The organism is Synechococcus sp. CS-197 (genome assembly GCF_025128215.1).
Classification (GTDB): Bacteria; Cyanobacteriota; Cyanobacteriia; order PCC-6307; family Cyanobiaceae; genus Synechococcus_C.
Genome location: NZ_JAHLZC010000021.1, coordinates 291,072 through 315,449, shown reverse-complemented (window position 1 = coordinate 315,449; position 24,378 = coordinate 291,072). Strand labels below are relative to the sequence as shown.

Here is a 24,378-nt window from a genome sequence, read left to right as displayed (position 1 = left end):
CTTCATCCAGACGTCATCGAAGATTCGCTGTCATCCGTGGCATCACTGATCTGGCTCACAACCTTCTGGAGCAGACGTTCACCACCGTTGCGCTCTAACCAGTCAAGGTCGGAGTTCTCGGTGGCCAACAGATAGCCAGCAAAACCGAGGGCGTTCAGGCTGAATCCTGAAGAGCGCTCCTGTCTCCGTCGGATTAAGGCCATCCAATCGGGAGTGAGGAGGAGGTTGTAGGGAGCGAGAGGAGCTCGCTCTGTCTCGGCATCCCCAAGAGCAAGGCCCATGGCCAGGGATCGATAGAGGCCATGCAGCACGCGAGCTTCCTGGACTGGGTCAGCGTGATTCGGACGCTGCGCCACGACGCAGCTGTTCATCAATACGTCGTCAGTTCCACCTGACTGTTGTGCGGAGCGTTTCGCGAGCAGGCTGCAAAACCAGCCTTCCCGCGGGCAGCTTGTTTCACCGTTCGGGCGACGCAGCAACTGCAAATGGCGGTGCGGTTGGCTTGCGCCAGCCTTCGGCCCGCTATTGAAGAACCACAATCCGCTCGTGTCACGGTCAACCTGCACCAGGGCGTTCCAGTCGGCGAAGGTCAGCCAGTGCACCTGGGGCGCCCACTGCCTGGTGATCAAGAGCATGTGCCCTAATTGAACGGGATATTTGTTGAGGATCAGCACATGCTCGAGTCCGATCGCCTCGATCTCGAGTTCTGAATCCCAAGGCCTGAACGGGTTGGGCTTGGGCCCTTCCGGCCGGTGATGTCGCGGCAGCTGGGCATTGAGTTGACGGAGCTCGAAGTGTTCACCACCAGGGCCAGGACACTGCAATCGAGAGGTTGTCAGTGGAATCAGAGCACCATGCTCAAGGGCCTCACTGGACCGGCTCAGCGCTGCTGACCAGAAGTGTTCATTCCCCATCGGTTCTGATCCGTGCCAGTGATGCTCCGACGTAGTAACTGCCGAGGATTTCGTTGAAGGGCAAGCCTTTCTCGGCCAGTTTCTGCGCTCCATGCTGGCTCATGCTGGCGCCCAGATGACCATGGGCTTCCGCAGAGATCTCCCGGGTTGCCGCATAGAGGGTTTCCACGAGACCACCCTGGAAACTCAGAACGATTCCCTTGGTTGCGGAGGCTGCGTTGCGTGTGGAGGCAGTGTTACTCATCAAGCCGGCGTACGCCTGCCACCGTGTCGTGTCACCCAGGTTCCAGTCATCCGTAGCCGGACGGATCACATGCACAAGGGCGTAGGAGCGTGCCGCCACAGCTTGCGCTTTCAGCGCTTCGCTGTTCCAGTGCGAGGGCATTTCAGCGCCAACCACGGAGGCCACATAGCGTTCGAGGCTGATCTGATTGATGGCCGTCCACCCTTGCCCTCTGTTGAGGAGATGAATGGTTCCTTCATAGGCCCTGTCATTCACCAACACCCGACCGCGTGCTCCACCGCAACTGATCAATCCCTGCTTCTGATGGGCCAGAAGATCCATCAGTGTCGTCCTGGAGATCACTTCACCATTGGAGCGACGGCAACGAGCGCCTTGTTGAAGCGAAATGCTGCGAGGAGGCGATTGACTCAGAAGCGCCACCCTGAGATCGGGATCAGGGGAGGGACCGGCTGCTGGAATTTTGGGAACCGTGACAGCGTTCTGGCTTGAGACCTCCGTGCGAGAAGGCTCGGCGGGGATGGATTCGGACAATGGTTTCTCCCCATCCGTCCCATCCAGGAGAGTTTGCAGCAGGGTTTCAGACGCGGTTGGGTCCTGCATCGGAGAGCGGGACGTGAGTCCATCCCAGAGAGCCACTGCAAGCACACTGGTGAGGATGGTCAGCAACAGTGGAACCGGAACCTTCATATCCGCGAAAGCGGCGGCTGAATCATGCCTGAATCAAGCCAGGACTGCTGGTTGGGTCGCGCACTGATTGTGGGTGGTGGTGGTATCGGTTCAGAACTGGCCACCAGGCTTGCGGATCGCTGCCCGCAACTCACTGTCACGCTCTGCCGACGCACCCCGAAGGACCCATCCGACTGGCCTCTCGATTTGGAGAAATCCGAGAGCCTCTCCAGGCTCACCGAAATGGTTGCTGATGACCCATTACCCCTACGGCTGGTCTTCAACGCCACTGGCCGCCTGCACGGTCCCTCTCTGCAGCCGGAGAAACGCCTTCAGCATGTTCAGCAAGACGCTCTGATCGAATCGTTCAGAATCAATGCGGCCGGACCTCTGCTCTTGGCCAAGGCCGTCGAACCGGCAATCCGCCGCGATCAACCGTTTCATTTCGCCAGTCTCAGCGCAAGGGTCGGCAGCATCGGGGACAACCGCAGTGGCGGTTGGTACGCCTATCGCTCAGCCAAAGCAGCACAGAACATGATGCTTCGCACACTCAGTGTTGAGTGGGCGCGACGTTACCCCGAAGCCACCGTGACGGTGCTTCACCCAGGAACGACGGATACCCCCTTATCAGAACCGTTTCAAAGCTTTGTCCCGCCTGAGAAGTTGTTCAGTCCAAAGCGAACCGCTGATTATTTGCTCGATGTCTTGCTGCAGCAGACGCCTGAACAATCCGGTGCTTTTCTGGCGTGGGATGGTCAGTCCATTCCCTGGTAGGCGTGTTCACGCAGGGTTTCCAGAGGAATGATCGCCAGGGCCCCCTGCTCCGTTGCTTCCAAACGGACAGGGGGTGCCATCCCGTCCTCCAAGGCCTGTCTCCATCGCGGAGCGCAGACGCACCAGTGATCGCCAGGCTTGAGCCCTGGAAAGCCATAGGCGGGCATCGGGGTGCTCAGATCATTTCCCTGTGCCTTGCTGTAGCGGAGAAAGCTCTCCGTCATCACGCAACACACGGTGTGCTGGCCGTGATCGGAGGGATCGCTTTTGCAATGACCATCACGAAACCAACCCGTTAAAGGGTTACAGCTACAAAGCTCGAGCGCAGAGCCAAAAACATTGAGATCCTTGCTCTGGTCTTGGATTTGAGCATTGCTCAGGCTGGTCATTCAGGCCAATCAATCCTTTGAATTCTGACGAAGGAGTGCCACATTGCGCGAACAGGTGGTTGACGGATCCCGGGGGCGAGGCGTTAAAGGTCATTCAGTTATGCCTCCTCGATGGATTGGGAGTTCACTGAAGACGCGGCGTTCCTCGCCCTCTGCGATGCCTTTCGCGAAAGCGGCGAGTCCTCGGCCATTGAGTTCTTGGCCAATGGTGAGGGTGCGTTCCACTTTCAAGACCTTGCACAGAATGCGGCAGGCGAAGGGATTGATCTGAGTGAGTCGAGTGCTCTCGACGAGTTTCAGCAGGAAGTGATCGACACGATGGAAAAGCTCTGCCAGGACTGAGCGGCAGAGCTTCGTTTTCGGTTCGGGTCAACCGAAGAAGAAGGCGATCTCCTTGGCCTTCAGACCCTCCCATCCCGCTTGCAACAAGCGCTCATTGAGGGTTTCTTGGTCGAAGTGTTTCGCTCCAGTTCGCACAACGCGATTGCGCATCGACTTCAAGACACCGCTGCGCTTGCGCTGCCCTTCGAGGGTCATCACCTCGCGATAGAGCACAAGCATTGATTCGGGCAAAGGTGACCCATCAAGATCAATCCCTGCATCGATGGCCTTGTCGATGGCGTCAGGCCCGCTGAGATCCATGGTCTGGTGATACGAGGCCGCTGCAGTCTGCAGGACGCCGCAGCGTCAAGCGCTGAAGTACCGCGCAGCGCTGTGCAGAGCCACCAAAGCCGTGGTGCTCTGCTCGGGATGGAGTTGATCGCTTTCATCCATGCTCAAGCCGATGCGTTCCGCTCCAAGCCAGAGCAGTTGTTGCCGAGAATCAGCCACATTCGGGCAGGCGGGATAGCCGAAGGAATAGCGGCTGCCGCGGTAGCGCTGCGCCAACACATCCCTCAATGGCATGCCATCAGGATCCGCGAAGCCACATTCGCGGCGGATCCGGGCATGGGTCCACTCGGCGAGAGCCTCAGCCATTTGCACGGCCAAACCGTGGAAGAATAGATAATCGCTGTAGGAATCGGCCTCAAAAAGCTTCTGAGCGAAGACAGAAGCCTTCTCACCCATCGTGACGGCCTGCATGGGCAACACATCCGTGGGTTGCCCACTGGAGAGATCGCGATAGAAATCTGCGATGCAATAGCGGTTACCGCTGCGCTGACGCGGAAGCGCAAAGCGCCCAAGTTCTTGGTTTGAGTCGGGGTCAAAGACAGCGACGGCATTGCCGTCTCGGCCACAAGGGAAGTAGCCATAGGCAACAGCCGGTTGCAGCAGATCCTCGTTCAGCGAACGCTCCAGCCAGGTCTGCAGGATCGGCTCCGCCTTGGTTTTGAGATCAGCTTCGTAGTCCTCCCGGGTCTGGTCCTTGGCTTTGCGCATTTGCCACTGGCCTGCAAACAGGGCCTGACGATCCAGATAGGCAATGACCTCGTTCAGAGGGATTTGTTCAACGCCTTGCAGAACTTTGGAACCGAGAAAATCGGGGCGTAATGCGGCTTCTTCCGGAACAGCGTCCGAGCGTTCATCAGTGACTTGAAGGTTGGCTTGTTGTTCACTCTCCGGTGTTGATGCCCCAACGTCTGTCGTCTCATCAGACGCTGATTCAAAGTCTCCGCCGACGCTGACCCCCTCGGGATTGCCGTTGATGAAGCCCTTGAGGTTGTCCCAACTTCCGTCCTTGCGCGCCTCCACGAACGCGTCCATGAAACGGAGATCGGTGAACGCGTCTCGGCCATAAATCACTTTCCCGTTGTAGACGTCGCTGCAATCTTTATTGACGAATCGAGGTGTCAGTGCAGCGCCACCGAGGACCACAGGAACGTTGATTCCGGCTTCATTGAAGGCCTGCAGATTATCCTTCATAAAAGCAGTTGACTTCACAAGAAGACCACTCATTGCAATGCAGTCAGCCTCATGCTCTTGTTGAGCTGCGATGATTGCCCCAACGTCTTGCTTGATCCCTAAGTTGATGACCTCATAGCCGTTATTCGTAAGAATGATGTCTACAAGATTTTTGCCGATATCATGAACATCACCTTTCACTGTCGCGATGAGAAATTTCGCTTTGGCACTGCGTTTGCCATCGCTTTTCTCCATGTGAGGCTCGAGGAAAGCAACAGCAGCCTTCATCGTTTCAGCCGACTGAAGCACAAAAGGAAGCTGCATTTGCCCTGAGCCAAAGAGCTCCCCAACCACTTTCATCCCGTCGAGCAGGAACGTATTCACAATGTCGAGAGGCGGATAGCTTTGAAGCCCTTCATTGAGTGCGTCCTCAAGGCCAATCCGTTCTCCATCGATGATGTGTTGCTTCAACCTTTCTTCAACCGGAAGATCGGCGAGGGAGGGTCCCGACGCTCTGGCATCTTTTGTGCTGACACCCTCGAACAATGTCGTGAGCTCGGTAAGAGGGTCGTAAACGCACACATCACCTTCGAATCGGCGCGCATCGCTGATCAAGTCACGGCAAACCTGCTGATGGTCGTCATCAATTTTGATGAGAGGAAGAATTTTTGCCGGAGAAACAATGGCTGCATCCATCCCCGCTTCGCAGCAGTCGTGAAGAAACACCGAGTTCAACGTGATTCGCGCTGCTGGTGACAACCCGAAACTCACATTGGAGACCCCTAAAACAACATGAACACCGGGGAGTTCACTGCGAATGCGCCGGATGGCCTCGATGGTCTCCGCACCATTGCGCCGATCCTCCTCAATTCCGGTCGAGATTGGGAGTGCTAGCGGGTCGTAAAAAATCTCTCTTGCTGGAATACCGAATTCAACGGCATCGCGATAAGCACGCTTTGCGATTGCCAGCTTCTTTTCAGCGGTTCGAGCCATTCCATCTTCATCAATCGTGCCAATCACCACACCGGCTCCAAAGCGCCGAGCCAACTCAAGAACCTTGAAGAAGCGTTCATCGCCATCTTCGTAATTCGTTGAGTTAAGAATGCACTTTCCACCAGCCACCTTCAGGCCGGCCTCCATCTTTTGCCACTCTGTTGAGTCGAGCATCAATGGAAGATTCACGTTGGTGACGACTCGCGTCACCAGCTCATGCATGTCTTTTTCTCCGTCCCGTCCCACGTAGTCCACGTTCACATCAAGAACGTGGGCGTTCTCTTTCACCTGGCCACGAGCGACTGCAACAAGACCATCCCAATCTTCCTCGTTGAGAAGCTCACGGACCTTCTTCGATCCACTTGCATTCAGGCGCTCACCGATGATCAGGAACGAGTTGTCCTGGAAGTATGGCGTTGACCCGTAAATCGAGGACGCCGACGGTTCATAACTCAGTTGCTGACGCTCCAGATGGAGGGTGCGCACATCACGCGTCGCGGGCGTGAGTTCTTCTGAAATCTCAGAGAGTGCCTTGATGTGAGCCGGTGTTGTGCCACAGCAACCACCGATCACCTGAACCCCGAGGTCTTCGACAAAATGCATCAACTGCATTTTCAGCTCAAGAGGTGTGAGCCTGTAATGGGCAACACCACCGATATTTTCTGGTAGTCCTGCATTGGGAATGCAGCTGACCACGAATGGGGAGTACTCGGAAAGATATTTGATGTGTTCTTTCATCTGTTCCGGGCCAGTGGCGCAGTTCAGCCCCAGAACATCGATCGGGAAGGGTTCGAGAATCGATACCACAGCCGCAATATCGGAGCCCACCAGCATGGTGCCGGTGGTCTCCATGGTCACAGACACCATCAGGGGGCGGCGCTGGCCACTGGCCTCAAACGCTGCTTCCACCCCCTGCAGGGCCGCTTTGATCTGCAAAACGTCCTGACAGGTCTCGATGATGAACAGATCGACATCACCTGCCAGCAAACCTGCGGCCTGTTCCTGGAACGAATCGCGCAGCGTGTCGAAGTCGATGTGCCCCAACGTCGGCAGTTTTGTCGTCGGTCCCATCGAACCAGCGACAAACCGGGGCTTGGTGTCGTTGCTGTAGTGATCGGCCATCTCCCGGGCCAGCTCCGCGGCCCGTCGATTCAGCTCGAAGGCCTGATCTTCCAGGCCGTATTCGGCGAGCACCACGGAGGCGGCTCCAAAGGTGTCGGTCTCGATGACGTCACAGCCTGCGTCCAGGAACAGGCGGTGAACGGCCTGAACCGCATCTGGACGGGTGACAACGAGATTTTCATTGCAACCCTCCAACGCTTCTCCGCCGAAATCCTCAGCGGTGAGATCCATCTGCTGCAGCGACGTACCAGTCGCGCCGTCAAACACCAGAACAGGCTTGCAAGGATCGTGGAGACGCGCCAGAAAACGGGAGGTTGCAGGACCGGATTTGCTCTGAACTGCCTGCATCTCACCAAAACCGCTGCGCCCATCCTAAGAACTGCACCGAGCCACCTCGGACAGCCGGCATCGCCGTCGGCCAGGTCAAGGGTCAGCGATCCAGCTCGACGCGGGTCACCCAGTGACGAAACTGCTCATCCCGACCTTCGGTGATGGCGATCAGTCGCTGTCGCAGGGCGTCCATCACTGGACGTTGATTGGAGAGAACCGTGGATTCAAGCTGGCGAATCGGCGTGATCTTGGCAGCCGTTCCAGTCAGGAACACCTCATCTGCGATGAACAGTTCCGTCTTGTCGACCGGTCGTTCGATCACGTTCAGGCCCATCGATTTCGCCAGTTCAATCACGCTGGCGCGGGTGATCCCCTCGAGGATGTCTTGATCCACTCCAGGGGTAATGAGATCACCATCGCGGACGATGAACAGATTCATGCCGCTGGCTTCACTCACCTTGCCACGGGTGTTCATGAGCAGTGCCTCGTCGAAACCACTGCTCACGGCTTCCGTCTTGGCCAGCGAGCTGGTGATGTAGGCGCCGCTGATCTTGCCCCTCAGGGGCAGGGAGCGATCTTCCTGCCGGGTCCAGCTGCTGATCCTGCAGCTCACACCCTCAGGGGAGAGGTAGTCGCCGAGTTCCAATCCGTAGATCAGGAAATCGGTCTCGATGTTGTGAAGCCTGGGTGCGATCCCAAGATCACTTGTGTACACAAAAGGGCGGAGATAAATCGGTGTTGTCGGTCGATTCGCTCGCAACATCGTGACGAGAGCGTCCATCACCGTGGCCTCACTCAGCTCCGCAAGCAGCAGGCGAGCGCTTTGAGACAGGCGTCGTGCATGCCGTTCGGCACGGAACAGAAGCATGCCTCCGGGTTTCGAAGGATCTGGGATCGCGCGCATCCCGCCAAAGGCACCCGTCCCGTAATGCAAGGCATGGGTCGCCACCGAAACTTTGGCGTCCTCAAACGGAACGCAGCGTCCCTGGAACCAGGCATAGGGAAGGAACTGATGCATCGATGACGATCCGATGATCAGATCTTCTCACTTGTACCCACCGCCGCGCCTGTCACTGGAGACAATGGGGTGATGCATCGTTTAACCAGTCTCCCCGGAGGCGATACCGACGATCCAGTTGCTTTTGTGGAGCAACCGAGCGCTGAAGTGCTGTTTCTCAGCAGCGCCAGTACGGATTTATCCGCTCTGGCACGGGTTTTGGAGACGTCTGCTTCGAAGAACTGGGATGGCCGAATCCGCGCACTCCCCCTCGATGCGCTCAGTCATCCCGCACAGATTGATCACTATCTCTCCAATTGCACCTCACGCACGCGCTTGATCGTGGTGCGTCTGCTCGGAGGACGCGGGCATTGGTCGTACGGGTTGGAACAGTGCTCGCTCTGGGAATCCGCCGAACCTGGCCGCACTCTCCTCGTCCTTGCCGGAACCTCTGATCAGGATCGCGAGCTGCACAGCCTTGGCTCACTGCCTGAGGGCATCGGTGATGCCATGGCCCTGCTGCTGCGTGAGGGTGGAACCGACAATCTTCAAACCTGGTTGTCAGGCCTGAGCTGGATACTCGCCAGCGATCAGGAACGATCGGAGTCTCTGGCAGAGCCTCTGCTCCAGGCGATTCCGTCTCCAGATCCAGATCCTTACGACTGGCAGGAGGAGTCGGGTTCACGGGTCGGCGTGATCCTTTACAGAGCGCACCGCCAGTCCGGTGATTGGCTTTGGTGTGATGCCCTGCTGAGCGTTCTTCGCCAGCACGGACTCGCTCCGAGGGCTCTCTGGGTCAGCAGTCTCCGTGACGCGGCTGTGCAGGAGGCCGTTCAACGGCTGTTCCGCCAACAAGAGGTCGCCCTGGTGATCACGACCACCTCCTTCGCATCGGTTCAATTTTCAGAAGCCGGTCTGGGAACTCCGCTTTGGGATGGTCTCGACTGTCCGGTCCTCCAGCTTCTGAGCTCATCGCGTCCACGCAGCGCCTGGACATCGTCGTTTCAGGGCCTGGATCCCATCGACCTCTCGCTGCAGGTTGTCCTCCCCGAACTGGATGGACGAATCACCACAAGAATCGGCGCGTTCCGTGAGGTTCTGAAAGCGGACGAACAGCTCTGCACGGCGGTGAAGCGTCTCGAACCCGACAGTGCTGGAATCGACTGGATCGCTAACCATGCCCTCGCCTGGACTGATCTTCAGACGACCGCAGCCAGTGAACGGCGACTGACGCTGCTGTTGGCGAACTATCCCGTTCGCAATGGACGTCTCGCGAACGGTGTCGGGCTCGATACCCCAGCGAGTTGTCTGAACATTCTTCGTTGGCTGCAAGACGACGGTTACGACCTTGGAACGCAGCCCTTGCCCCAGGATTCCGACGCCCTGATGGCGATGATTCTTGCTGGGAGGACCAACGACCCTGAGAGTGAGCTCAGGCCGCCCCTGACCCATCTCCCGCTCGAGACCTACCTGACGTGGTGGTCAACGCTTTCGCCTTCGGCCAGGGAGTTGATTGAAAACCGTTGGGGTCAGCCCCAAAAGGCTGAAGACCTGGAGGCTGAAGGATTTGCGATCCATGGAATCCGTTTCGGAAAGGTCAGCGTGCTGGTGCAACCAAGTCGTGGTTACGACCCTGAGCAGCTCAGCGATCTCCACTCACCAGATCTTCCGCCTCCCCATCGCTACCTGGCCCAGTACCTCTGGTTGCGCCATGAAGAGCGCTGTCAACTGATGATCCATGTGGGCAAGCATGGAAGTGCCGAATGGTTGCCAGGTAAGTCCGTCGGACTCAGCACGTGCTGTGGCCCGGCCCTGGCGCTCGGCGCGATCCCGCACCTCTATCCCTTCATCGTCAACGACCCGGGGGAAGGATCCCAGGCCAAACGTCGCGGACATGCCGTGATCCTTGATCACCTGACTCCTCCGCTTGGCAGGGCTGGGTTGCACGGCAACCTGCTGTCTCTTGAATCGCTGCTCGATGAATACATCGAGGCCCGTGAGCTGGGCGCATCCCGTTGCCGCGCGCTGGAACAACAACTCAGGGCACTGCTTGTTGAATTGGACTGGCCGGGTCGACCTGACACCCTCGAGAGCGGCACTGAGTCGGCGCACTGGAGCGCCACCCTGGAGCAGGTCGAGACCTACCTCTGCGAACTGAAGGAAGCCCAGATCCGCACAGGCCTGCATCGACTCGGGGAATTGCCTTCATCGGCTTCTCTGCTCGAACTGTTGATCGCAATCGCTAGAGCTCCTGTTGCGGACCGACCGGGTCTCACCCAATGGATCGCTCTCCAGTGTGGTCTCTGCGTCGATCCATGGGGCGATGAAGATGGGCTGCTTCTCGCCAACCAAGACCAAAACGTTTTGAGCGAACTGGGTGTTCCAGGCTGCCGTCGGGTCAGTGATGCAGCGGAATGGATGGAAGGCCAGGCGCAACAGCTGTTGCAACGCCTTCTCGGCCTTGAAGCCGAAGGGATCGAGGACGTCTCCAGCCCACTGGCAGATCCGTTGATTCACAGTCTTGAGGAATCACCGCTCCCCGCCGTGCTGGCGTTCATCAAGGCGGATCTTTGGCCTCGACTGCAGCAATGTGAAACACGGGAACGGAACGCTTTGCTCGCAGGGATTTCCGGGCGACGCATTGCGAGCGGTCCATCGGGAGCACCCACGCGGGGACGGGATGACGTGCTGCCCACAGGACGCAATTTCTACTCCGTGGATCTACGGGGATTGCCGACGGAAGCTGCCTGGGATCTTGGGCGGCGCAGTGCTGAACAGCTGGTAGAGCTCTATGAACTGGAGCACGGTGAACCGTTGCGCCATTTGGCGTTATCGGTCTGGGGGACGGCCACGATGCGCAACGGAGGGGAAGACATTGCCCAGATGTTGGCCTTGCTGGGCGTCCGACCGGTCTGGGACGGGCCAACCCGTCGCATGGTGGACCTCGAGCTGATCCCCCTGAGCTTGCTGGGACGGCCACGGGTTGATGTGACGCTGCGCATGTCTGGGTTGTTTCGGGATGCGTTTCCCCAGCTCCTGGGTTGGGTCCATCGCGCCCTCACCCTGGTTGCCGCACGCGACGAACCAGACGGCGACAATCCCCTGGCGGCTCGCACCCGAAGCGAGGGGCCACAGTCGAGGCTGTTCGGTTCTGCACCCGGAGCTTATGGAGCCGGTCTTCAAGCTCTCATCGATTCCGGTCAGTGGGAGCAGCGATCTGACCTGGGCGAGGCTTATCTCGCCTGGAGCTCATGGCGTTACGACGGCGAAGCCGTCGCCCATGAGGACCGACAGGGTTTGGAACAGGCCCTTCGCTCCGTGCAGGTGGTGCTTCACAACCAGGACAACCGCGAACACGACCTCCTGGACTCTGATGATTACTACCAGTTTCAGGGGGGCATGGCCGCCGCCGTTCAAGAGGCGGGAGGTCAGGCACCCACACTGCTGTTTGCAGACCATTCACGCCGCGAACGCCTACGGATTCATGGTCTTGAGCGGGAGATCGACAAGGTTGTGCGCAGTCGCCTGCTCAACCCTCGATGGATCGAGGGGATGCAACAGCATGGGTACAAAGGGGCCTTCGAAATGGGTGCCAGCCTTGACTATCTCTTCGCTTACGACGCCACAACGGGAACGGTCCCCAACTGGTGCTATGCCCGAATTGCCGAGCGCTGGCTTCTGGACGACAGCATCCGGACGTTCTTGCAGACAGCGAATCCCTGGGTTCTGAGGGACATGGCGGAACGCTTGTTGGAGGCCGCCCATCGCCAACTGTGGAGTGATGCCGATGCGTCACTCCTCGACAGGATCAGAGCCCTGCTGCTCGAAGCGGAGCGAACAGTGGAGTGCGGTGGTGACCTGAATCGCTGAGCGACAGCTCAGTTCTTCATGTCACGGACCATGGCCCGGAACGGATCGATTGAACCGGGTTTGTCGCTGGGAGCACTGCCTCCGCGCGACGGCACAACAGTCTCCTCCTGGGGCTTGAGCTCTTCCTTGCGAGCGACGGGTGCAGCGTCCGGTGCTGTTGGCGTGTTCACACCGGATGCTTTCAGGGCGTTGCCTTTCAGTTTCTGATCCAGTTCCGACTGGGTCATGGTTTCGGCGAACGTTTTCTTCACCGGTTTGGGGATTCCGTCTTTGATCAGACTTTCCATGGGCTTTTCAGCCTTGGGATCTCCAAGCCCTTCGCTGCGCTTGTCCACCTTGAGATCAAGCGCATCCACTTCGGTGATGAGTTCCTTGCCGCCAGGGTTATCAAGGGTGCCGGGGAAGGTTCTGCGGATGGTTTTGGCTTCGCGCATGTAATCCCTGTTCCCGAGCGACGAGGAACTGTCGCTATCGAGGTAGTAGGCCTCGGGCTTGGGTTTTGCCTGCTTGGGCCCGGAACCTTCACGGGAGCTGTCGGAATCGGAGGAACCGGAATTGAGCAGACGGTCGAAGAAACCCATACCCGCAATGAGGGACGTTGGTTGAACTTAGCGGCCCTTTAGGTCAACTCCGTGGCTGTCGGTTCCACACGTACGCAAAAGGCCAAGGTTCTTCAACTGCGCATCGATCTGTTCACAGACCATCGGGGTCCATTGCCAGTGCGGTTGCATGTCGTAGTCGTACCAAGCTTCGCCACCGTCGATCCCCAGCTCGGTCGCGGCATCGATCAATTCACGAAATCCAAGCCTGTAGCGGGCCGGATGCGCCAGAACGGCGAGTCCACCAGCGTCGTGAATGGCCTTCACCACGCTGTCGGCACGGAGTGCTTCTCCCACCACTGCATCGCCACGGTTGTAAGCGGCCAAAGCTGGATGTCCCGCTTCAAAGCCCAGGGCCAACATGTGCACCAAGCAGCCGCGCAGGATGCAACTGATTTCCATGCCGGTCCAAAGCGTCGGCACTGGCTGGCCTTGCTCCTGCTCGGCCCGAAGCCAGGCCTGCATCGGTAGGTAGGCAGCGCTGGAATGATGGTCGGTCACCGCGAGGTGACGCAGCCCATTGCTGCTGGCCTGTTGGATCAGATCCTTCGGTTCAAGGCTTCCATCACTGCAGATGGTGTGGCAGTGGAAGTTGAGCTCGCCAGGGCAGCTCTGAGGACCGACTGTCTCCAGGACCGCCCGCAGGGGATGGTGTTCAGCTGGCATGACCAGACTCCAAAGCATCGGATTCAGCTTTCAGCCGACGCCATCGGGCATAGAACTGAATGGATGCAGCCATGAAGACCACAAGACCCACGATGAACCAGGTTGCCGCATTGGTCGGAAACTGCGACTTGAACACCACCAGCATCACCACGATCACCAGGAGCAGCGTTGGCAACTCATTGAGGGCGCGTAACTGCTTTCCGCTCCAAGCACAGCGACCCGCTTGCAGCTGTCCCATCAGCCTGTAGCAAAACCAGTGATAAGCAAGCAATGCTGCGACGAAGGCGAGCTTGGCGTGCATCCATCCCTGCTGCAGCCATGAGGGTTGGGCAACCAGCAATCCGATGGCCATCGACACGGCCACAACCATTCCAGGGGTGGTGATGATGTTCGCCAGACGCTTTTCCATCAGGCCGTACTGGTTCTTGAAAGCCAAGCTCACCTCGGGTTCCAGCTCCTCGGCTTCCACGTGATAGATGAAGAGACGAACCAGATAAAAGAGGCCTGCAAACCAGACCACCACACCCACGATGTGCAGGGTCTTGAACCAGAGATAGGCCTCAGGAGGAAGCGTCATCGCCAGGGAGCCAGTGGGAGAGACGATAAACAGGGTTCAGGCAAGCCCGTCAAGAAACCCGGAAGCGCAGCGTTGATGACCCAGGAGAGTGCCTGGATCCATGCGATCGAGATTTCTGGCCATCATTGCCAGTCGGTACTGCTTTCGGAAAAAGTCTTCGTGCCGTTTGATGAAGCTCCAGAACAGGCCATCCCAGACATCACACCAAGGACCTTTCTTGTAGTCGGACATCTTGCGGACGTAATTCGACCCTGACAGGTAGGGCTTGGTCGTGAAGAGTCCACCATCAGCAAACTGACTCATTCCGAAAACGTTGGGAACCATCACCCAGTCGTAAGCATCGACAAACAGCTCCATGAACCACTGGTACACCCGTTGGGGATGAAATCCACAGAGAAGCATGATGTTGCCGAGCAGCATCAGCCGTTCGATGTGATGGCAGTAGCCGTGAGCTAAGGCGTGGTGAATGGCGTCATCAACCGGGGGCAGACCCGTTGTGCCGGTGTAGAAGGCATCTGGGATTGGTCGGTCTTCAAACTCCCAGAAATTGCTCTTGCGCATGGCCACACCATGCCGTCTGTACATCACGGCCATGAATTCCCGCCAGCCCACAATCTGACGAATGAATCCCTCCAGGGAATTGAGAGGAATGTCACCGTCCGCAGCACGTTCGAGGGTGCGATCAATAACCTGCTGTGGCGTTAAGAGACCCACATTGAGCATTGGTGTGAGAACGCTGTGCCACATCACGCGATGCTGGGTGCTGATCGCATCCTCATAGGCACCAAAGTCACGGAATCGCTGGTCGAGAAAGATCTGGAGCCATCGGTCCGCGTCTTCATGGCGAATGGGATAACTGAAGAAGTCCCAGTTGCCAATGAAGGGAAGCGTCTCCGTCTCAAGCTCTCTGCGGGCTTGATCAATTTCAGCGTCGCCGTGATGACAGGGCTCGCTTGGAACGCTGATCCCTTTCGGAAGCTTTTTGCGATTATCAGCATCGAAGCTCCATTGGCCTCCAAGCGGACCTCCGTTGTCATCGAGGAGCAAACCCATCCGCCGGCGCTGGTGCTCATAGAACTTGGCCATGAAGGGTTTGCGCCCGCCGGCGAAATGCTCCTCGACCATCGACGCAGGGGTGAGAAGCATGGGTGAGTCGAGGATTCGCAGATCTCCACCGCTGCGAGCGACAAACTGACGCAAGCGCTTTTCGAGCAGGTCGTCGACTGGATCAGCAAGGTAAAAACTGACGAACCCTGAAGCCCGCAGAGCTTGGAGATGCTCCTCGGTGTTGCTTGCTTGGTGATGGCGTCGATAAAAAACTGTGTATCCCTGCGCTCGCAACGTCTCGGCGTAGGCCGTCATCGAGGCTCTGTGCAGGAGGAGTCGCTGCCTGTGAACCTGGATCGGCCACTGGGGATCGGTGCCAAAGAGAAGTGGGTCCTCGATCAGAGCGACAGCTCGCCCCTTGTGGAGGGCCGGATGGTCCGCAAACAGCTGATGAGGAAAGACCAGGGTGATGTCCATCGTCAGCGACCCTCACCAGCGAGGCGGCAGGCCCGGCGACCCAGGGCAGTGGCATAGGCCCGATCCACGGGACCGGCGCTCGGGCTCAGTTGCCCTGCCAGGCAGTTCATCACCACCTTTTCCCGATGTCCTTGTTGATCGTTCAGTTTCAGCACGAGTTGCCAGTGGTTTTTCGCACTGCGGGTGATGTCGTCAGCGCAAACCGGACCAGTACAGAGCCCCGGTGAAGCGTGCGCCATGGTCGGCAACCAGAGAGCTGACACCATGCCGATCAGACAAAGAATCAGCGGAAGAATGCGGATCATCGGCTGACCGGCTCCGACTCAAGAACGGCACCATCCTGCTGGGTGTCCTCCTCAGGGTGGAAAAAACGGCGAATATCGCGTGCCAGGGCAAGACCCACGCCGGGGGCCTTGGCGAGGGTCTCCACCGAGGCCAGCTGAATGGCATCGATCGAATGGAAATGGGCGAGCAGATCCTTCACCCGCTTCGGACCCACCCCCGGAATGTCGGAAAGGCGCGACCGTTTCATGCGTTCTCCACGCTGCTGGCGATGGAAGCTGACGGCAAAGCGGTGGGCTTCATCACGAAGTCGGCGCAGCAGGGCCACTCCCAGCTGGTCTTGATCCGTGTCGAGCGGTTGGCTTTCCCCCGGAAGAAAAATTTCCTCCCGTTGTTTGGCCAGAGAGCAGATGTTGAGATCCTCGTGGAGATCGAGCTCTCTTAGGGCCTCCATCACCGCCGATAACTGACCTTTCCCTCCATCGATCATCACCACATCGGGCCAGTCGTTGAGGCCATCGGTTTGCAGCGCACTCCCTCCTTTCTGGCGCAGGGCTCCCACATCCACACCGTCTCTTTTCGCCCGAGCCCAACGCCGGAAACGCCTGCGCATGATCTCGGCCATGGCCATGAAGTCATCGCTGTGACCAGCGCGAATACTGCTGCTGCGGATCTTGTATTTGCGGTAATGCTGCTTGGCCGGAAGTCCGTCGATGAACACAACCTGGGAAGCAACGGCATCGCTGCCCTGGATATGACTGATGTCATACCCCTCGATCCGTCGTGGCGGGACGGGAAGCTCGAGGAGTTGGGCCAGATCCTCTGTGGCCAGAGCCTGCTGTTCCTGACCTTGTTTGGCGCGCTGCAATTCGTAGTCGGCATTGCGCTGAACCAGTTCGATGAGATCAGCCTTCTGACGCTGCTTTGGACAGTGGATTTGAACCTTGCGTTCGCGTTGTTCTGAGAGCCATTCCTCAATCAGTGTCTGCTGAGGCAGGGAATGTTGCACCAGGAGTTCCGGAGGAATTTCAACGGAATCCACCTGGCTGTAGTGCTCTTCGATCACCTTTTGCAGTGTGAGTCCTGATGGTTGATTGGATGCGTCAGCGAGATACCCCAAGCGGCCCACAAGCTTTCCAGCACGCATCTGGAACAGCTGCACCGCAGCCAAACGATCATCTCCGGCCATGGCGATCACATCACGACTGACCGAGGAATCAGGCAAGCTCATCTTCTGATCGGCCGTGAGTTGATCGAGCCCCTGGAGTTGATCTCTGATCTTGGCGGCAGCCTCAAAATCCAGCCGTTCTGCGTAGCGATCCATCTGCGCATGCAACAACGTCTGCAGTTCATCACTACGCCCCTGAAACACCATCGCCACCTTGCGCAGGGTGCGGTGGTAATCATCAGAGGTGATTTTTTCCTGACAAACACCGGGACAACGTCCGATGCTGTAATTCAGGCAGGTTCTGTCGGGATGCAAAGGGCGGGGACGCTGGCGCAGCGGAAAGACCCTCTTCACAAGGAAGAGGGTTCTCCTGAGCAGTCCCACATCCACGTAAGGGCCGTAGAAACGATCGAGGGGGCTGCGGAAGCGGCGCCGACGGGTAATAAAAATGCGTGGATAAGCTTCGCTCCAGGTGATGCAGAGATAGGGATATTTCTTGTCATCTTTAAGCAGCACATTGAAGTGTGGCTGCTGGTTCTTGATCAGATTCGACTCCAGCGCGAGTGCTTCGGCCTCGCTGTCAGTAACGATGAACTCAATGTCACAAATCTGACGCACCATCAAACGGATGCGCGGGCTGAGGTCGTGTCTGCTGCGGAAATAGCTGCGCACACGACTGCGCAGGCTTTTTGATTTACCGACGTAGAGAAGCCGATCGTCTCCGTCCCGCATCAGATAACAACCGGGCTCGGTGGGGATCTCCTTCAGGCGCTGTTCGAGCCGGTCCGGTTGCTCAATCAGGGTGGGCATGGATCCAATCTAAAGAGACCGGTGTGCATAGGATCCGCCCGACCGCACCATCGAACGGATGAAAGCGCTGTACCCAGGCAGCTTCGACCCTCTCACCCTCGGGCATCTCGACCTGATTGAGAGGGGGGCTTCCCTTGTGGATGAATTGGTGGTCGCTGTTCTGCAGAACCCTGGGAAGTCGCCGGCCTTCTCCCTCGAACAACGCTTGCGACAGATCACCGCTTCGACGGAACACCTCGGCAATGTGTCTGTGATCAGTTTCGACGGGCTGACAGTGGCCTGTGCCAAAGAACAAGGCACGCGTCTGATTCTGCGAGGACTTCGGGCCATGAGCGATTTCGAATATGAACTGCAGATCGCTCACACCAATCGATCGCTCGCCCCGGAATTCGAAACCGTTTTCCTTACGACATCCGCCCACTACAGCTTTCTGAGCAGCTCAGTGGTGAAAGAGGTGGCCCGATTTGGTGGTGCAGTTGATCACATGGTGCCCCGGGTGGTGGCGGAAGACCTTGCAAGGTTCTTTAATTCGGCTTTCGCCCCCCCGTCGCGATGAGCGAGATCCGGTTCTCCGTACTCGACCAGCTCGATCAGCTTGAGGAGATCATGCTCGAGGGAAGCCGAATTCCCTTCAGCGGTGGCAGGCTTGTGAACGAGCAGGATGCCGTTGAGCTGCTGGACGCGGTTCGCGAGGCCATGCCTTCCCAGGTGGCGCAAGCTGATCAGTTGCTGGAGAAGCGTGACGAGTTCATCGCCACGGCTCGTTCCCAAGCAGACGAAATCGTCGCGACTGCGCAGCAGCAACGCGAACAGCTGGTGGCGCAGGCCTCGATTCGTCAGGAAGCTGAGCGGCAGGTGAATGAGATGCGGGAACAAGTTCGCCAGCAGTGTGAGCAGCTTCTGCAAACGGCGCGCCATCAGTCCGCGCAGATGGAACAGGAGATGCAAACCAAGCAAGCCCAGCTGGAGCAGCAGTACGCCACCCGTCGACAGCAGCTGGAACAGGAGGCCCTGCAACGCCGTCAACAGCTTGATCAGGAAGCCAATGAGTTGAAGCGTCAACTCAGCGAACAACATGAGCGCAATCGCCTCCAATCCATGCAGGAGCTGGATCAGATTCGTCAGGAGGGGCTGAGACTTCAGAAAGAGGCTCAGAGCGAAGCCGAACGTTTGCATCAGGATGCACTGCAATTCCGGCAGCAGACCCAGCAACAGTGTGAGTCCTTGATTCAGCGCAGTCGCCAGGAGGCGTCAAGTGTGCAAGACGGTGCCAACCGTTATGCCGAGCAGACCCTCGGTGAATTGGAGCAGCGCCTGAAGGAAATGGCTCAGGTGGTGCTGGCCGGTCGGCAGGAACTGGTGAAAATTCAGACCGGCCGTGTTGACGCTTCTGTCAACGAATCAAGCGAGACGAAGGCTGTCCCGATCAGCCGAGCACGCCGCGTGGCCTCACGGGTGCGTCAAATGAAGGGCACGGGCTGAATTTCAGCACGGAACGCAGGATCTGACCGATCACCGTGTTCGGTCGGACTGAACCATTGGAAATCATGCTCACGTAACGCGGGCCGTCGCTGGTTTGCAGAATCCCCGAGATGCTGCGAACCCCTCGGATGGTTCCCGTCTTGCCGCGGAAACGTCCATCGATCGGCGTGCCCCTGTAGAGATTTCTGAGGGTGCCCCGTCGACCGGCGATGGCCATGGAGGCTTGGTAGTAGGGGGCGTAGGGATGCTGATCCATGCGCATCAGCAAGGCGGCAATGGTCTGGCTGGTCACCCAGTTGTTCCTTGATAGACCACTTCCGTCAGCAACCCGCAGCCCTTGAATGGGGAGACCCTGTTCCCACATCCAACGCTCCGTCGCTCTTGAGGCAGCCTTCACATCCCAGAGATCGGCGGCCTGACGCATCAACACTTCCGCTGTGAAGTTGTGGCTTTCGGTGTTGGCAAGACTGAGCAGGGAGTGCATGGGAGCTGATGTCTCTTCATGCAGGACCACCATGTCGTCGCGGTCTCCCATCTCTGAGATTTCAGCCATGGTCCGAGGTTTCGCCTGCTGAATGCTCACGGCTCCACCCCTGCGTTGCACCTCTTTTTGAAAGAGTCGCTGCAATCGGTTGTAGGGATCGCTGACAGCTCCACCAACAGCGTTGCTGGTAAGGGCCAAGCGCGTGATGGGAGCCCCGTAGGCGTAACCACGATCAGCCGGGTGCCAGTCACTCGGCCACCAGTTCCGCCGCGGCTCCTCGCGCACCATCAGATTGACCGGTGCGGACGTTGCACCCAGGGATCCACCCTGGCGCAGAGCAGCGAGTGCAAAGCGCTGGAGTCCAGCGATGCCAAGGTCTGGATCCCCCTCTCCATTGAGTTCCATCGAGCCATCCGAACGCTGAATCAAGCGCGTCTTCAAGCGGAAATCTGGTCCCAGACGATCCAGCGCGTACGCCGTGCTGATCAGTTTCTGGTTAGAAGCGGGAATCCGAGCGATGGATCCATTGATGTCGCTGAGTACATCGCCATCACTGTTCAGCACCGTGACGGACCAAACCCGCGTCTCGGCGCCGAGATTGGCCTGAACAGCTGATTGCAGCGATGGGCAGGAGCGAGCCTTTTGAAGCTCAGGGAGTGGTTGCTGGGTCTCAGGAGCTGGCGGGGAGATCAAGGGAATGACCTCTTCGGCCATGGCTCCGGCCTGCAGCGTTCCGGCAAGGAGAGCGAATGGAAGGATGAGCGTCTTCATTGCACGTCGATCCCGCTAACAATTCCGTTGAGTCGATACAAAGGCCCGTCCAGTTCAACAGGCGTTCCCACCTTGAGCTTGGTGCCTGCCATCACCACCCCTGAGGCGGTCACGCTGGCATCGCTTCGCAGAACAAAGCGGGCGTCGAGAATTCCTTGCACTTGGCGGTTGGGATCAACGGCAGAGACGACCCGGCCGTCGGGTTGCACCGCGACGAGTTTCCTGCTGATGTCATCCACACGGATGAGTTCCGCACTGCCAGCAGGCTGATTGCGGATCACAAGGTTGGTGCGACCGCGATCAAGGGCCTGCTTGATCAGACGATCTGGGTCTGCCGCGCTGGAATTGCGCACATCCACACTCACCAGAACAGGCTTCACAGAGCCTGTTGCCTTGGCAACCGCGTTGCTGAGTTTTGGGCTCCAGAGCACTCCAGCGACGGCGGCAACGGCCACAACGACGGCAGCGGCATCAATGACCGACAGGGAGCGAAAACGTTCCTTGATGCCCATGTGACTCAGAAGGAAACCGCACACTAAAAGTGTTACGGCCTGTGATCAACCTCTGAGATCGTCAATCAACCGATCCACAGCACCCAATGTCTGGCGCAAACCATCTGCTGATGGGCTAAGAGCCGCATCGATCTGCTCAGGATCAGGGCGTTGCTCGAACCGCTGGATCCAGCGGTATCCATCGGGATCACAGCGGAACAGCTCCCATTCCTTCTGGCGTTCCAGCATCAAAGCTCCCTGGGCAAGCGGCTCCAGATGGAATGCCGTCGACCAGGTGGACAGAAAACCGCGTCGCCTTGAACGGGCCACACTGCCGATGCCGACTCCCGCATCCTCAAGCCGGCCGTTCACGAGCACCACTGGCTCTTTCCAGAGGTTGCAGATCGCTTCAACAGTCTCGTAATCACTGGGCTGAGCACCAACGAGCAGGAGCAGTTGGCCTCGATCAGCCCAGGCCGGGTCCCGCTGCAGCTGCATGAAATCAACGCAACTGTCAGCGAGATCCGGCGCATCACGTTTGGCGAGCGCTGCTGCACCTGCATCAGGAAAAGCCACCAGCAGAGGGCGGCTGCTGTCCAGCAGCGTTCTGGCCAAACGCAATGCAGGACCCATGACCCGCAGGCCTTCAAAACGCCAGGTCACCATCCAGCGTCCACGGCGGCTCCCGCCGAAGACGGCGTCCAACGCCGACACGGTGCGCTGCTCAGCCTCGAGAAGATCAGCGGGGAGAACAGCACTCACGGTGCATCCATGCAACTGGGCGGGAGCGTACTGCGATCGAGCCTTCAAGCCTCACTGCAGGTGAGCAACGCGCGTTCAAAACGCTCAACGATGCTCTCGATCTGATCGTCGCTGTTCCAGAAGCCGAGGCTGAGCCGCAAGCTCGAGCGTCTCATCTCCCTTGGGAGACCCATCGCTGTCAGCACGCTGCTGTCGGTGTCCCGCCCCGACGAGCAGGCACTTCCGCTGCTCACGGCCAATCCTTCCCGATCGAGAACACGCACCATGCGCCGACCAGACAACGGTTGGCCTGAACGGTCGCGAAGCAGCAAAGCCAAGTGATGCGGAAGACGCTGGTCAGGCTGGCCGATCGTTGCGACACCGAATCGTTGACCGAGCTGCAGCTCCAGTGCATCCCTGAGCCGCCGGATGCCGTTGCCACTGTTGGACAGGGCATCCACGCCACAGCGTTGGATCTGCGAGAGCGCCTCAGCCATGCCAGCGAGCAAAACGGCGGATTCGGTTCCACTGCGCAAGTTGCTCTCCTGCCCACCACCGGTCAACAGCGCGGTGAGTTGCTGTTTCCAGGCTCCGCGTACCAACAGCAGGCCCACGCCCCTGGGTCCACCACATTTGTGAGCTGACGCGGTGAGTAAATCCACCGGCAAGGTGCTCCAGTCTGGAAGGGCCTGGCTGATCACCTGGGTGGCATCGGTGTGGAGAGGAATGCCGTGCTGGCGGCAGAGTGCGCCGATCGTCTGGATCGGTTGAAGCGTGCCCACCTCGCTCTGTCCCCAGATCACAGACACCAGGCGCGTGGGGGGCTGCAGCAGCTCGGCGAAACGATCCAGCTGGATGGTGCCCTGGGCATCCACAGGGGCCATGCACACCTGCCACCCCAATGGGGTCAGGGCCTGCGCCGCCGCCGTGACAGCAGGATGCTCAACAGCGGAGATCACGATCCGACCAGGCGGGAGGGACGACGCCAAGCCTCGAAGTCCGAGATGAATGGATTCAGTGGCTCCTGAAGTAATCAGAACCTCGTTGGCTTCAGCGCCGAGCAGTGAAGCGATTTCAACCCTTGTGCGTTCCAGGGCTTCCGCTGCGGCGATCCCGAAACAGTGGAGGCTGGAAGGATTGCCCCAGGCTTGATTCTGAACCGCAACCATCCTCTGCTGCACTCCCGGTCGCAGGGGTGTGGTGGCACAGGCATCGAGGTAAATCGGCCTCGCGTCAGCCTTGTCCATCACGCTGGATGCGGGACAGCGTGCGCTGCTCGAGGGAATCTCCGGCGAGATTGATCATGGAATCCAGGGACGTGGATGCCAGAAACGCTTGAACCTTGGCCTGGGCCTCCTCGCGCAGACAACGATCAGGTTGCCTGCAGCCCTCTTTGCAGTCGTTGGCGCAGTCAAACCCTGGAGGCGTTGAAGACTCCAAGGGCTTGGGTTCGGCTGCCAACCCATCAGGACGCCCCTCAGGCATCAGGTCTGGATTCATGACGCCGTCGAAGACAGCCACAGCTGGACCGGTCATGAAGACCGACCCCTGCTGATCAGACCAACGGATGCTGAGGGGACCGCCGGGAAGGACCACGGTTGCCTCGCTGTCGCTAAGTCCCATCAGAACGGCCGCCACCAAAGTGGCGCAGGCCCCGGTCCCACAAGCCAGGGTTGGACCTGCTCCCCGTTCCCAGACGCGAATCTCCAGATGCTGACGGCCATGCACCTTGAGAAAGTGAACGTTGGTTTTCGCAGGGAAGAGCGGGTCGCATTCGAGCTGAGCACCCAGTGCTTCAAACGGAATCGCCTCCAGATCGTCCACGGGAACCACCACATGGGGGTTCCCCATCCCCACTGCTGCCAATGAAAGTGTGAGTCCTTCTCGGGACACTTCACCGCGGGGCAAGCCCTTGGCGTCCGGGCTCAAGAGCGTCGGAACCATCTCAGGCTTCAAGAACGGAGCGCCCATATCGACGCGGATTTGTCCGTCCTGTTGAAGTTCGGGAATGATCATCCCGGCTGGCGTTTCAATGCTCCAGCTGCGTCCGGGGCTATCGCCATCACTGTCGGCGAGGAAACGGGCGAGGCAGCGGATTCCGTTTCCGCACATCTCAGCTTCCGAACCATCGGCGTTAAAAATGCGCATGCGCAGTTCGCCCTGGCCCTGAGGAGGCAGCGCCAGAATCAAGCCATCGCCGCCAAGGCCGAAACGGCGATCGCAAATTTTTCGGACCCAGTCAGAATCGGGAGAGACGATGCTCTCCGAAAGCCGGCCATCACGACCCTCCACCAAGATGAAGTCGTTGCCGAGACCTTGATATTTACTGAATTGCAGCATGGCGATTCGTTTCCCCTGAGTGATCCTATGGAGCCGACAAGCTTTGATCCGAGTCTTCCCGGAATCCGACTTCTGCAATCCTGGATCCGCGATCAGCGCACGCTCAGTGTCGAGCTGAGTGATGGGAAACGCATCGACGGCCGCCTCACGTGGCAAGACCCGCTTTACCTGGCCGTTCAGCGTGATGACGCGTCCGACCCGATTTTGGTCAATCGTCAGTTAGTGCTGACCATTCGCACCTTGATCTGACCCAGCGAATCCGTTCCCTGGTTATGTCACGATCCCCCCAGGTGTTTTCGTGC

At 58.5% G+C, this 24,378-nt stretch carries 23 protein-coding genes; 6 read left to right on the top strand and 17 right to left on the bottom strand.

Annotated elements, in window-relative coordinates; all coding sequences use genetic code 11:
* Window positions 1-2: 2 nt before the first annotated feature.
* Both KQ296_RS12090 and KQ296_RS12085 read right to left on the bottom strand, forming a co-directional pair.
* On the bottom strand, window positions 3-914 hold the full coding sequence (locus tag KQ296_RS12090) for a DUF4922 domain-containing protein (RefSeq protein ID WP_011933189.1): 912 nt from the start codon (window positions 912-914) through the stop codon (window positions 3-5).
* Complete coding sequence (locus KQ296_RS12085) at window positions 904-1,845, bottom strand: SpoIID/LytB domain-containing protein (protein ID WP_011933188.1); 942 nt, start codon at window positions 1,843-1,845, stop codon at window positions 904-906. The genes KQ296_RS12090 and KQ296_RS12085 overlap by 11 nt, the downstream gene beginning before the upstream one ends.
* Window positions 1,846-1,869: 24 nt before the next feature.
* Between KQ296_RS12085 and KQ296_RS12080 the strand changes: the two genes are divergently transcribed.
* Complete coding sequence (locus KQ296_RS12080) at window positions 1,870-2,598, top strand: SDR family NAD(P)-dependent oxidoreductase (protein WP_011933187.1); 729 nt, start codon at window positions 1,870-1,872, stop codon at window positions 2,596-2,598.
* Here KQ296_RS12080 and KQ296_RS12075 read toward each other — a convergent pair.
* Window positions 2,580-2,987: a DUF2237 family protein gene (locus KQ296_RS12075; protein ID WP_011933186.1), complete on the bottom strand. Its 408-nt coding sequence runs from the start codon at window positions 2,985-2,987 to the stop codon at window positions 2,580-2,582. The two genes, KQ296_RS12080 and KQ296_RS12075, sit on opposite strands and share 19 nt — an antisense overlap.
* 111 nt (window positions 2,988-3,098) lie before the next feature.
* Between KQ296_RS12075 and KQ296_RS12070 the strand changes: the two genes are divergently transcribed.
* The gene (locus KQ296_RS12070) at window positions 3,099-3,329 is read left to right on the top strand and encodes a hypothetical protein (RefSeq protein ID WP_011933185.1); all 231 of its coding nucleotides are present in this window, start codon (window positions 3,099-3,101) and stop codon (window positions 3,327-3,329) included.
* A 27-nt stretch (window positions 3,330-3,356) separates the two neighbouring features.
* Here the strand turns inward: KQ296_RS12070 and KQ296_RS12065 are convergent, their stop codons facing one another.
* From KQ296_RS12065 to KQ296_RS12055, 3 genes are all read right to left on the bottom strand, one after another.
* Window positions 3,357-3,629, bottom strand: coding sequence for a DUF4090 family protein (locus KQ296_RS12065; protein ID WP_011933184.1), 273 nt, complete (start codon window positions 3,627-3,629; stop codon window positions 3,357-3,359).
* A gap of 45 nt (window positions 3,630-3,674) precedes the next feature.
* A complete protein-coding gene (gene metH / locus KQ296_RS12060) occupies window positions 3,675-7,292 on the bottom strand; it encodes a methionine synthase (RefSeq protein ID WP_011933183.1) in 3,618 nt (1,205 codons plus the stop codon).
* A gap of 82 nt (window positions 7,293-7,374) precedes the next feature.
* Window positions 7,375-8,292, bottom strand: coding sequence for a branched-chain amino acid transaminase (locus KQ296_RS12055; protein WP_011933182.1), 918 nt, complete (start codon window positions 8,290-8,292; stop codon window positions 7,375-7,377).
* Window positions 8,293-8,364: 72 nt separating this feature from the next.
* Here KQ296_RS12055 and cobN point away from each other — a divergent pair, with 72 nt between their 5' ends.
* A complete protein-coding gene (cobN, locus tag KQ296_RS12050) occupies window positions 8,365-12,141 on the top strand; it encodes a cobaltochelatase subunit CobN (RefSeq protein WP_011933181.1) in 3,777 nt (1,258 codons plus the stop codon).
* Between the two features lie 8 nt (window positions 12,142-12,149).
* On the opposite strand, the gene KQ296_RS12045 is transcribed toward cobN, so the two are convergent.
* Genes KQ296_RS12045 through uvrC form a run of 6 tightly spaced genes read right to left on the bottom strand, consistent with a single transcriptional unit; the run spans window position 12,150 to window position 17,767 of the window.
* Window positions 12,150-12,722 carry a hypothetical protein gene (locus KQ296_RS12045; RefSeq protein ID WP_011933180.1) on the bottom strand — a complete coding sequence of 191 codons (573 nt, stop codon included), beginning with the start codon at window positions 12,720-12,722 and terminating at the stop codon, window positions 12,150-12,152.
* 27 nt (window positions 12,723-12,749) lie between these two features.
* Entirely contained in the window at window positions 12,750-13,406 is a 657-nt protein-coding gene (locus KQ296_RS12040; protein ID WP_011933179.1) for a PHP domain-containing protein, read from the bottom strand.
* Window positions 13,396-13,983, bottom strand: coding sequence for a protoporphyrinogen oxidase HemJ (gene hemJ / locus KQ296_RS12035; protein WP_259726506.1), 588 nt, complete (start codon window positions 13,981-13,983; stop codon window positions 13,396-13,398). The genes KQ296_RS12040 and hemJ overlap by 11 nt, the downstream gene beginning before the upstream one ends.
* Before the next feature lie 36 nt (window positions 13,984-14,019).
* Window positions 14,020-15,507 carry a cryptochrome/photolyase family protein gene (locus tag KQ296_RS12030; protein ID WP_011933177.1) on the bottom strand — a complete coding sequence of 496 codons (1,488 nt, stop codon included), beginning with the start codon at window positions 15,505-15,507 and terminating at the stop codon, window positions 14,020-14,022.
* Between the two features lie 2 nt (window positions 15,508-15,509).
* A complete protein-coding gene (locus KQ296_RS12025; RefSeq protein ID WP_370593952.1) occupies window positions 15,510-15,773 on the bottom strand; it encodes a hypothetical protein in 264 nt (87 codons plus the stop codon).
* A gap of 35 nt (window positions 15,774-15,808) precedes the next feature.
* A complete protein-coding gene (gene uvrC / locus KQ296_RS12020; RefSeq protein WP_011933175.1) occupies window positions 15,809-17,767 on the bottom strand; it encodes an excinuclease ABC subunit UvrC in 1,959 nt (652 codons plus the stop codon).
* Window positions 17,768-17,825: 58 nt separating this feature from the next.
* On the opposite strand from uvrC, the gene coaD reads away from it, so the two are divergent.
* On the top strand, window positions 17,826-18,323 hold the full coding sequence (coaD, locus tag KQ296_RS12015; protein ID WP_011933174.1) for a pantetheine-phosphate adenylyltransferase: 498 nt from the start codon (window positions 17,826-17,828) through the stop codon (window positions 18,321-18,323).
* Window positions 18,320-19,249, top strand: coding sequence for a hypothetical protein (locus KQ296_RS12010; RefSeq protein WP_011933173.1), 930 nt, complete (start codon window positions 18,320-18,322; stop codon window positions 19,247-19,249). Before coaD ends, KQ296_RS12010 begins: the two co-directional genes overlap by 4 nt.
* Here KQ296_RS12010 and KQ296_RS12005 read toward each other — a convergent pair.
* From KQ296_RS12005 to dapF, 5 genes are read right to left on the bottom strand one after another with little or no spacing between them, the layout of a single operon-like run.
* The gene (locus tag KQ296_RS12005) at window positions 19,194-20,504 is read right to left on the bottom strand and encodes a D-alanyl-D-alanine carboxypeptidase/D-alanyl-D-alanine-endopeptidase (RefSeq protein WP_011933172.1); all 1,311 of its coding nucleotides are present in this window, start codon (window positions 20,502-20,504) and stop codon (window positions 19,194-19,196) included. The two genes, KQ296_RS12010 and KQ296_RS12005, sit on opposite strands and share 56 nt — an antisense overlap.
* Entirely contained in the window at window positions 20,501-21,016 is a 516-nt protein-coding gene (locus tag KQ296_RS12000; protein WP_011933171.1) for a DUF4330 domain-containing protein, read from the bottom strand. The genes KQ296_RS12005 and KQ296_RS12000 overlap by 4 nt, the downstream gene beginning before the upstream one ends.
* A 45-nt stretch (window positions 21,017-21,061) precedes the next feature.
* On the bottom strand, window positions 21,062-21,757 hold the full coding sequence (locus tag KQ296_RS11995; RefSeq protein ID WP_011933170.1) for a DUF1995 family protein: 696 nt from the start codon (window positions 21,755-21,757) through the stop codon (window positions 21,062-21,064).
* A gap of 44 nt (window positions 21,758-21,801) precedes the next feature.
* The gene (locus KQ296_RS11990; RefSeq protein ID WP_011933169.1) at window positions 21,802-22,983 is read right to left on the bottom strand and encodes a cysteine desulfurase family protein; all 1,182 of its coding nucleotides are present in this window, start codon (window positions 22,981-22,983) and stop codon (window positions 21,802-21,804) included.
* Window positions 22,970-24,076 carry a diaminopimelate epimerase gene (gene dapF, locus KQ296_RS11985; protein WP_011933168.1) on the bottom strand — a complete coding sequence of 369 codons (1,107 nt, stop codon included), beginning with the start codon at window positions 24,074-24,076 and terminating at the stop codon, window positions 22,970-22,972. The genes KQ296_RS11990 and dapF overlap by 14 nt, the downstream gene beginning before the upstream one ends.
* 27 nt (window positions 24,077-24,103) lie before the next feature.
* On the opposite strand from dapF, the gene KQ296_RS11980 reads away from it, so the two are divergent.
* On the top strand, window positions 24,104-24,325 hold the full coding sequence (locus KQ296_RS11980) for an Hfq-related RNA-binding protein (RefSeq protein ID WP_011933167.1): 222 nt from the start codon (window positions 24,104-24,106) through the stop codon (window positions 24,323-24,325).
* Window positions 24,326-24,378 lie beyond the last annotated feature (53 nt).

Coding starts and splice junctions, on each gene's coding strand:
- KQ296_RS12090 (WP_011933189.1), bottom strand. CDS start 914: ATGGGGAATGAACACTTCTGGTCAGCAGCGCTGAGCCGGTCCAGTGAG.
- KQ296_RS12085 (WP_011933188.1), bottom strand. CDS start 1,845: ATGAAGGTTCCGGTTCCACTGTTGCTGACCATCCTCACCAGTGTGCTT.
- KQ296_RS12080 (WP_011933187.1), top strand. CDS start 1,870: ATGCCTGAATCAAGCCAGGACTGCTGGTTGGGTCGCGCACTGATTGTG.
- KQ296_RS12075 (WP_011933186.1), bottom strand. CDS start 2,987: ATGACCAGCCTGAGCAATGCTCAAATCCAAGACCAGAGCAAGGATCTC.
- KQ296_RS12070 (WP_011933185.1), top strand. CDS start 3,099: ATGGATTGGGAGTTCACTGAAGACGCGGCGTTCCTCGCCCTCTGCGAT.
- KQ296_RS12065 (WP_011933184.1), bottom strand. CDS start 3,629: ATGGATCTCAGCGGGCCTGACGCCATCGACAAGGCCATCGATGCAGGG.
- metH (WP_011933183.1), bottom strand. CDS start 7,292: ATGCAGGCAGTTCAGAGCAAATCCGGTCCTGCAACCTCCCGTTTTCTG.
- KQ296_RS12055 (WP_011933182.1), bottom strand. CDS start 8,292: ATGCATCAGTTCCTTCCCTATGCCTGGTTCCAGGGACGCTGCGTTCCG.
- cobN (WP_011933181.1), top strand. CDS start 8,365: ATGCATCGTTTAACCAGTCTCCCCGGAGGCGATACCGACGATCCAGTT.
- KQ296_RS12045 (WP_011933180.1), bottom strand. CDS start 12,722: ATGGGTTTCTTCGACCGTCTGCTCAATTCCGGTTCCTCCGATTCCGAC.
- KQ296_RS12040 (WP_011933179.1), bottom strand. CDS start 13,406: ATGCCAGCTGAACACCATCCCCTGCGGGCGGTCCTGGAGACAGTCGGT.
- hemJ (WP_259726506.1), bottom strand. CDS start 13,983: ATGACGCTTCCTCCTGAGGCCTATCTCTGGTTCAAGACCCTGCACATC.
- KQ296_RS12030 (WP_011933177.1), bottom strand. CDS start 15,507: ATGGACATCACCCTGGTCTTTCCTCATCAGCTGTTTGCGGACCATCCG.
- KQ296_RS12025 (WP_370593952.1), bottom strand. CDS start 15,773: ATGGTGTCAGCTCTCTGGTTGCCGACCATGGCGCACGCTTCACCGGGG.
- uvrC (WP_011933175.1), bottom strand. CDS start 17,767: ATGCCCACCCTGATTGAGCAACCGGACCGGCTCGAACAGCGCCTGAAG.
- coaD (WP_011933174.1), top strand. CDS start 17,826: ATGAAAGCGCTGTACCCAGGCAGCTTCGACCCTCTCACCCTCGGGCAT.
- KQ296_RS12010 (WP_011933173.1), top strand. CDS start 18,320: ATGAGCGAGATCCGGTTCTCCGTACTCGACCAGCTCGATCAGCTTGAG.
- KQ296_RS12005 (WP_011933172.1), bottom strand. CDS start 20,504: ATGAAGACGCTCATCCTTCCATTCGCTCTCCTTGCCGGAACGCTGCAG.
- KQ296_RS12000 (WP_011933171.1), bottom strand. CDS start 21,016: ATGGGCATCAAGGAACGTTTTCGCTCCCTGTCGGTCATTGATGCCGCT.
- KQ296_RS11990 (WP_011933169.1), bottom strand. CDS start 22,983: ATGGACAAGGCTGACGCGAGGCCGATTTACCTCGATGCCTGTGCCACC.
- dapF (WP_011933168.1), bottom strand. CDS start 24,076: ATGCTGCAATTCAGTAAATATCAAGGTCTCGGCAACGACTTCATCTTG.
- KQ296_RS11980 (WP_011933167.1), top strand. CDS start 24,104: ATGGAGCCGACAAGCTTTGATCCGAGTCTTCCCGGAATCCGACTTCTG.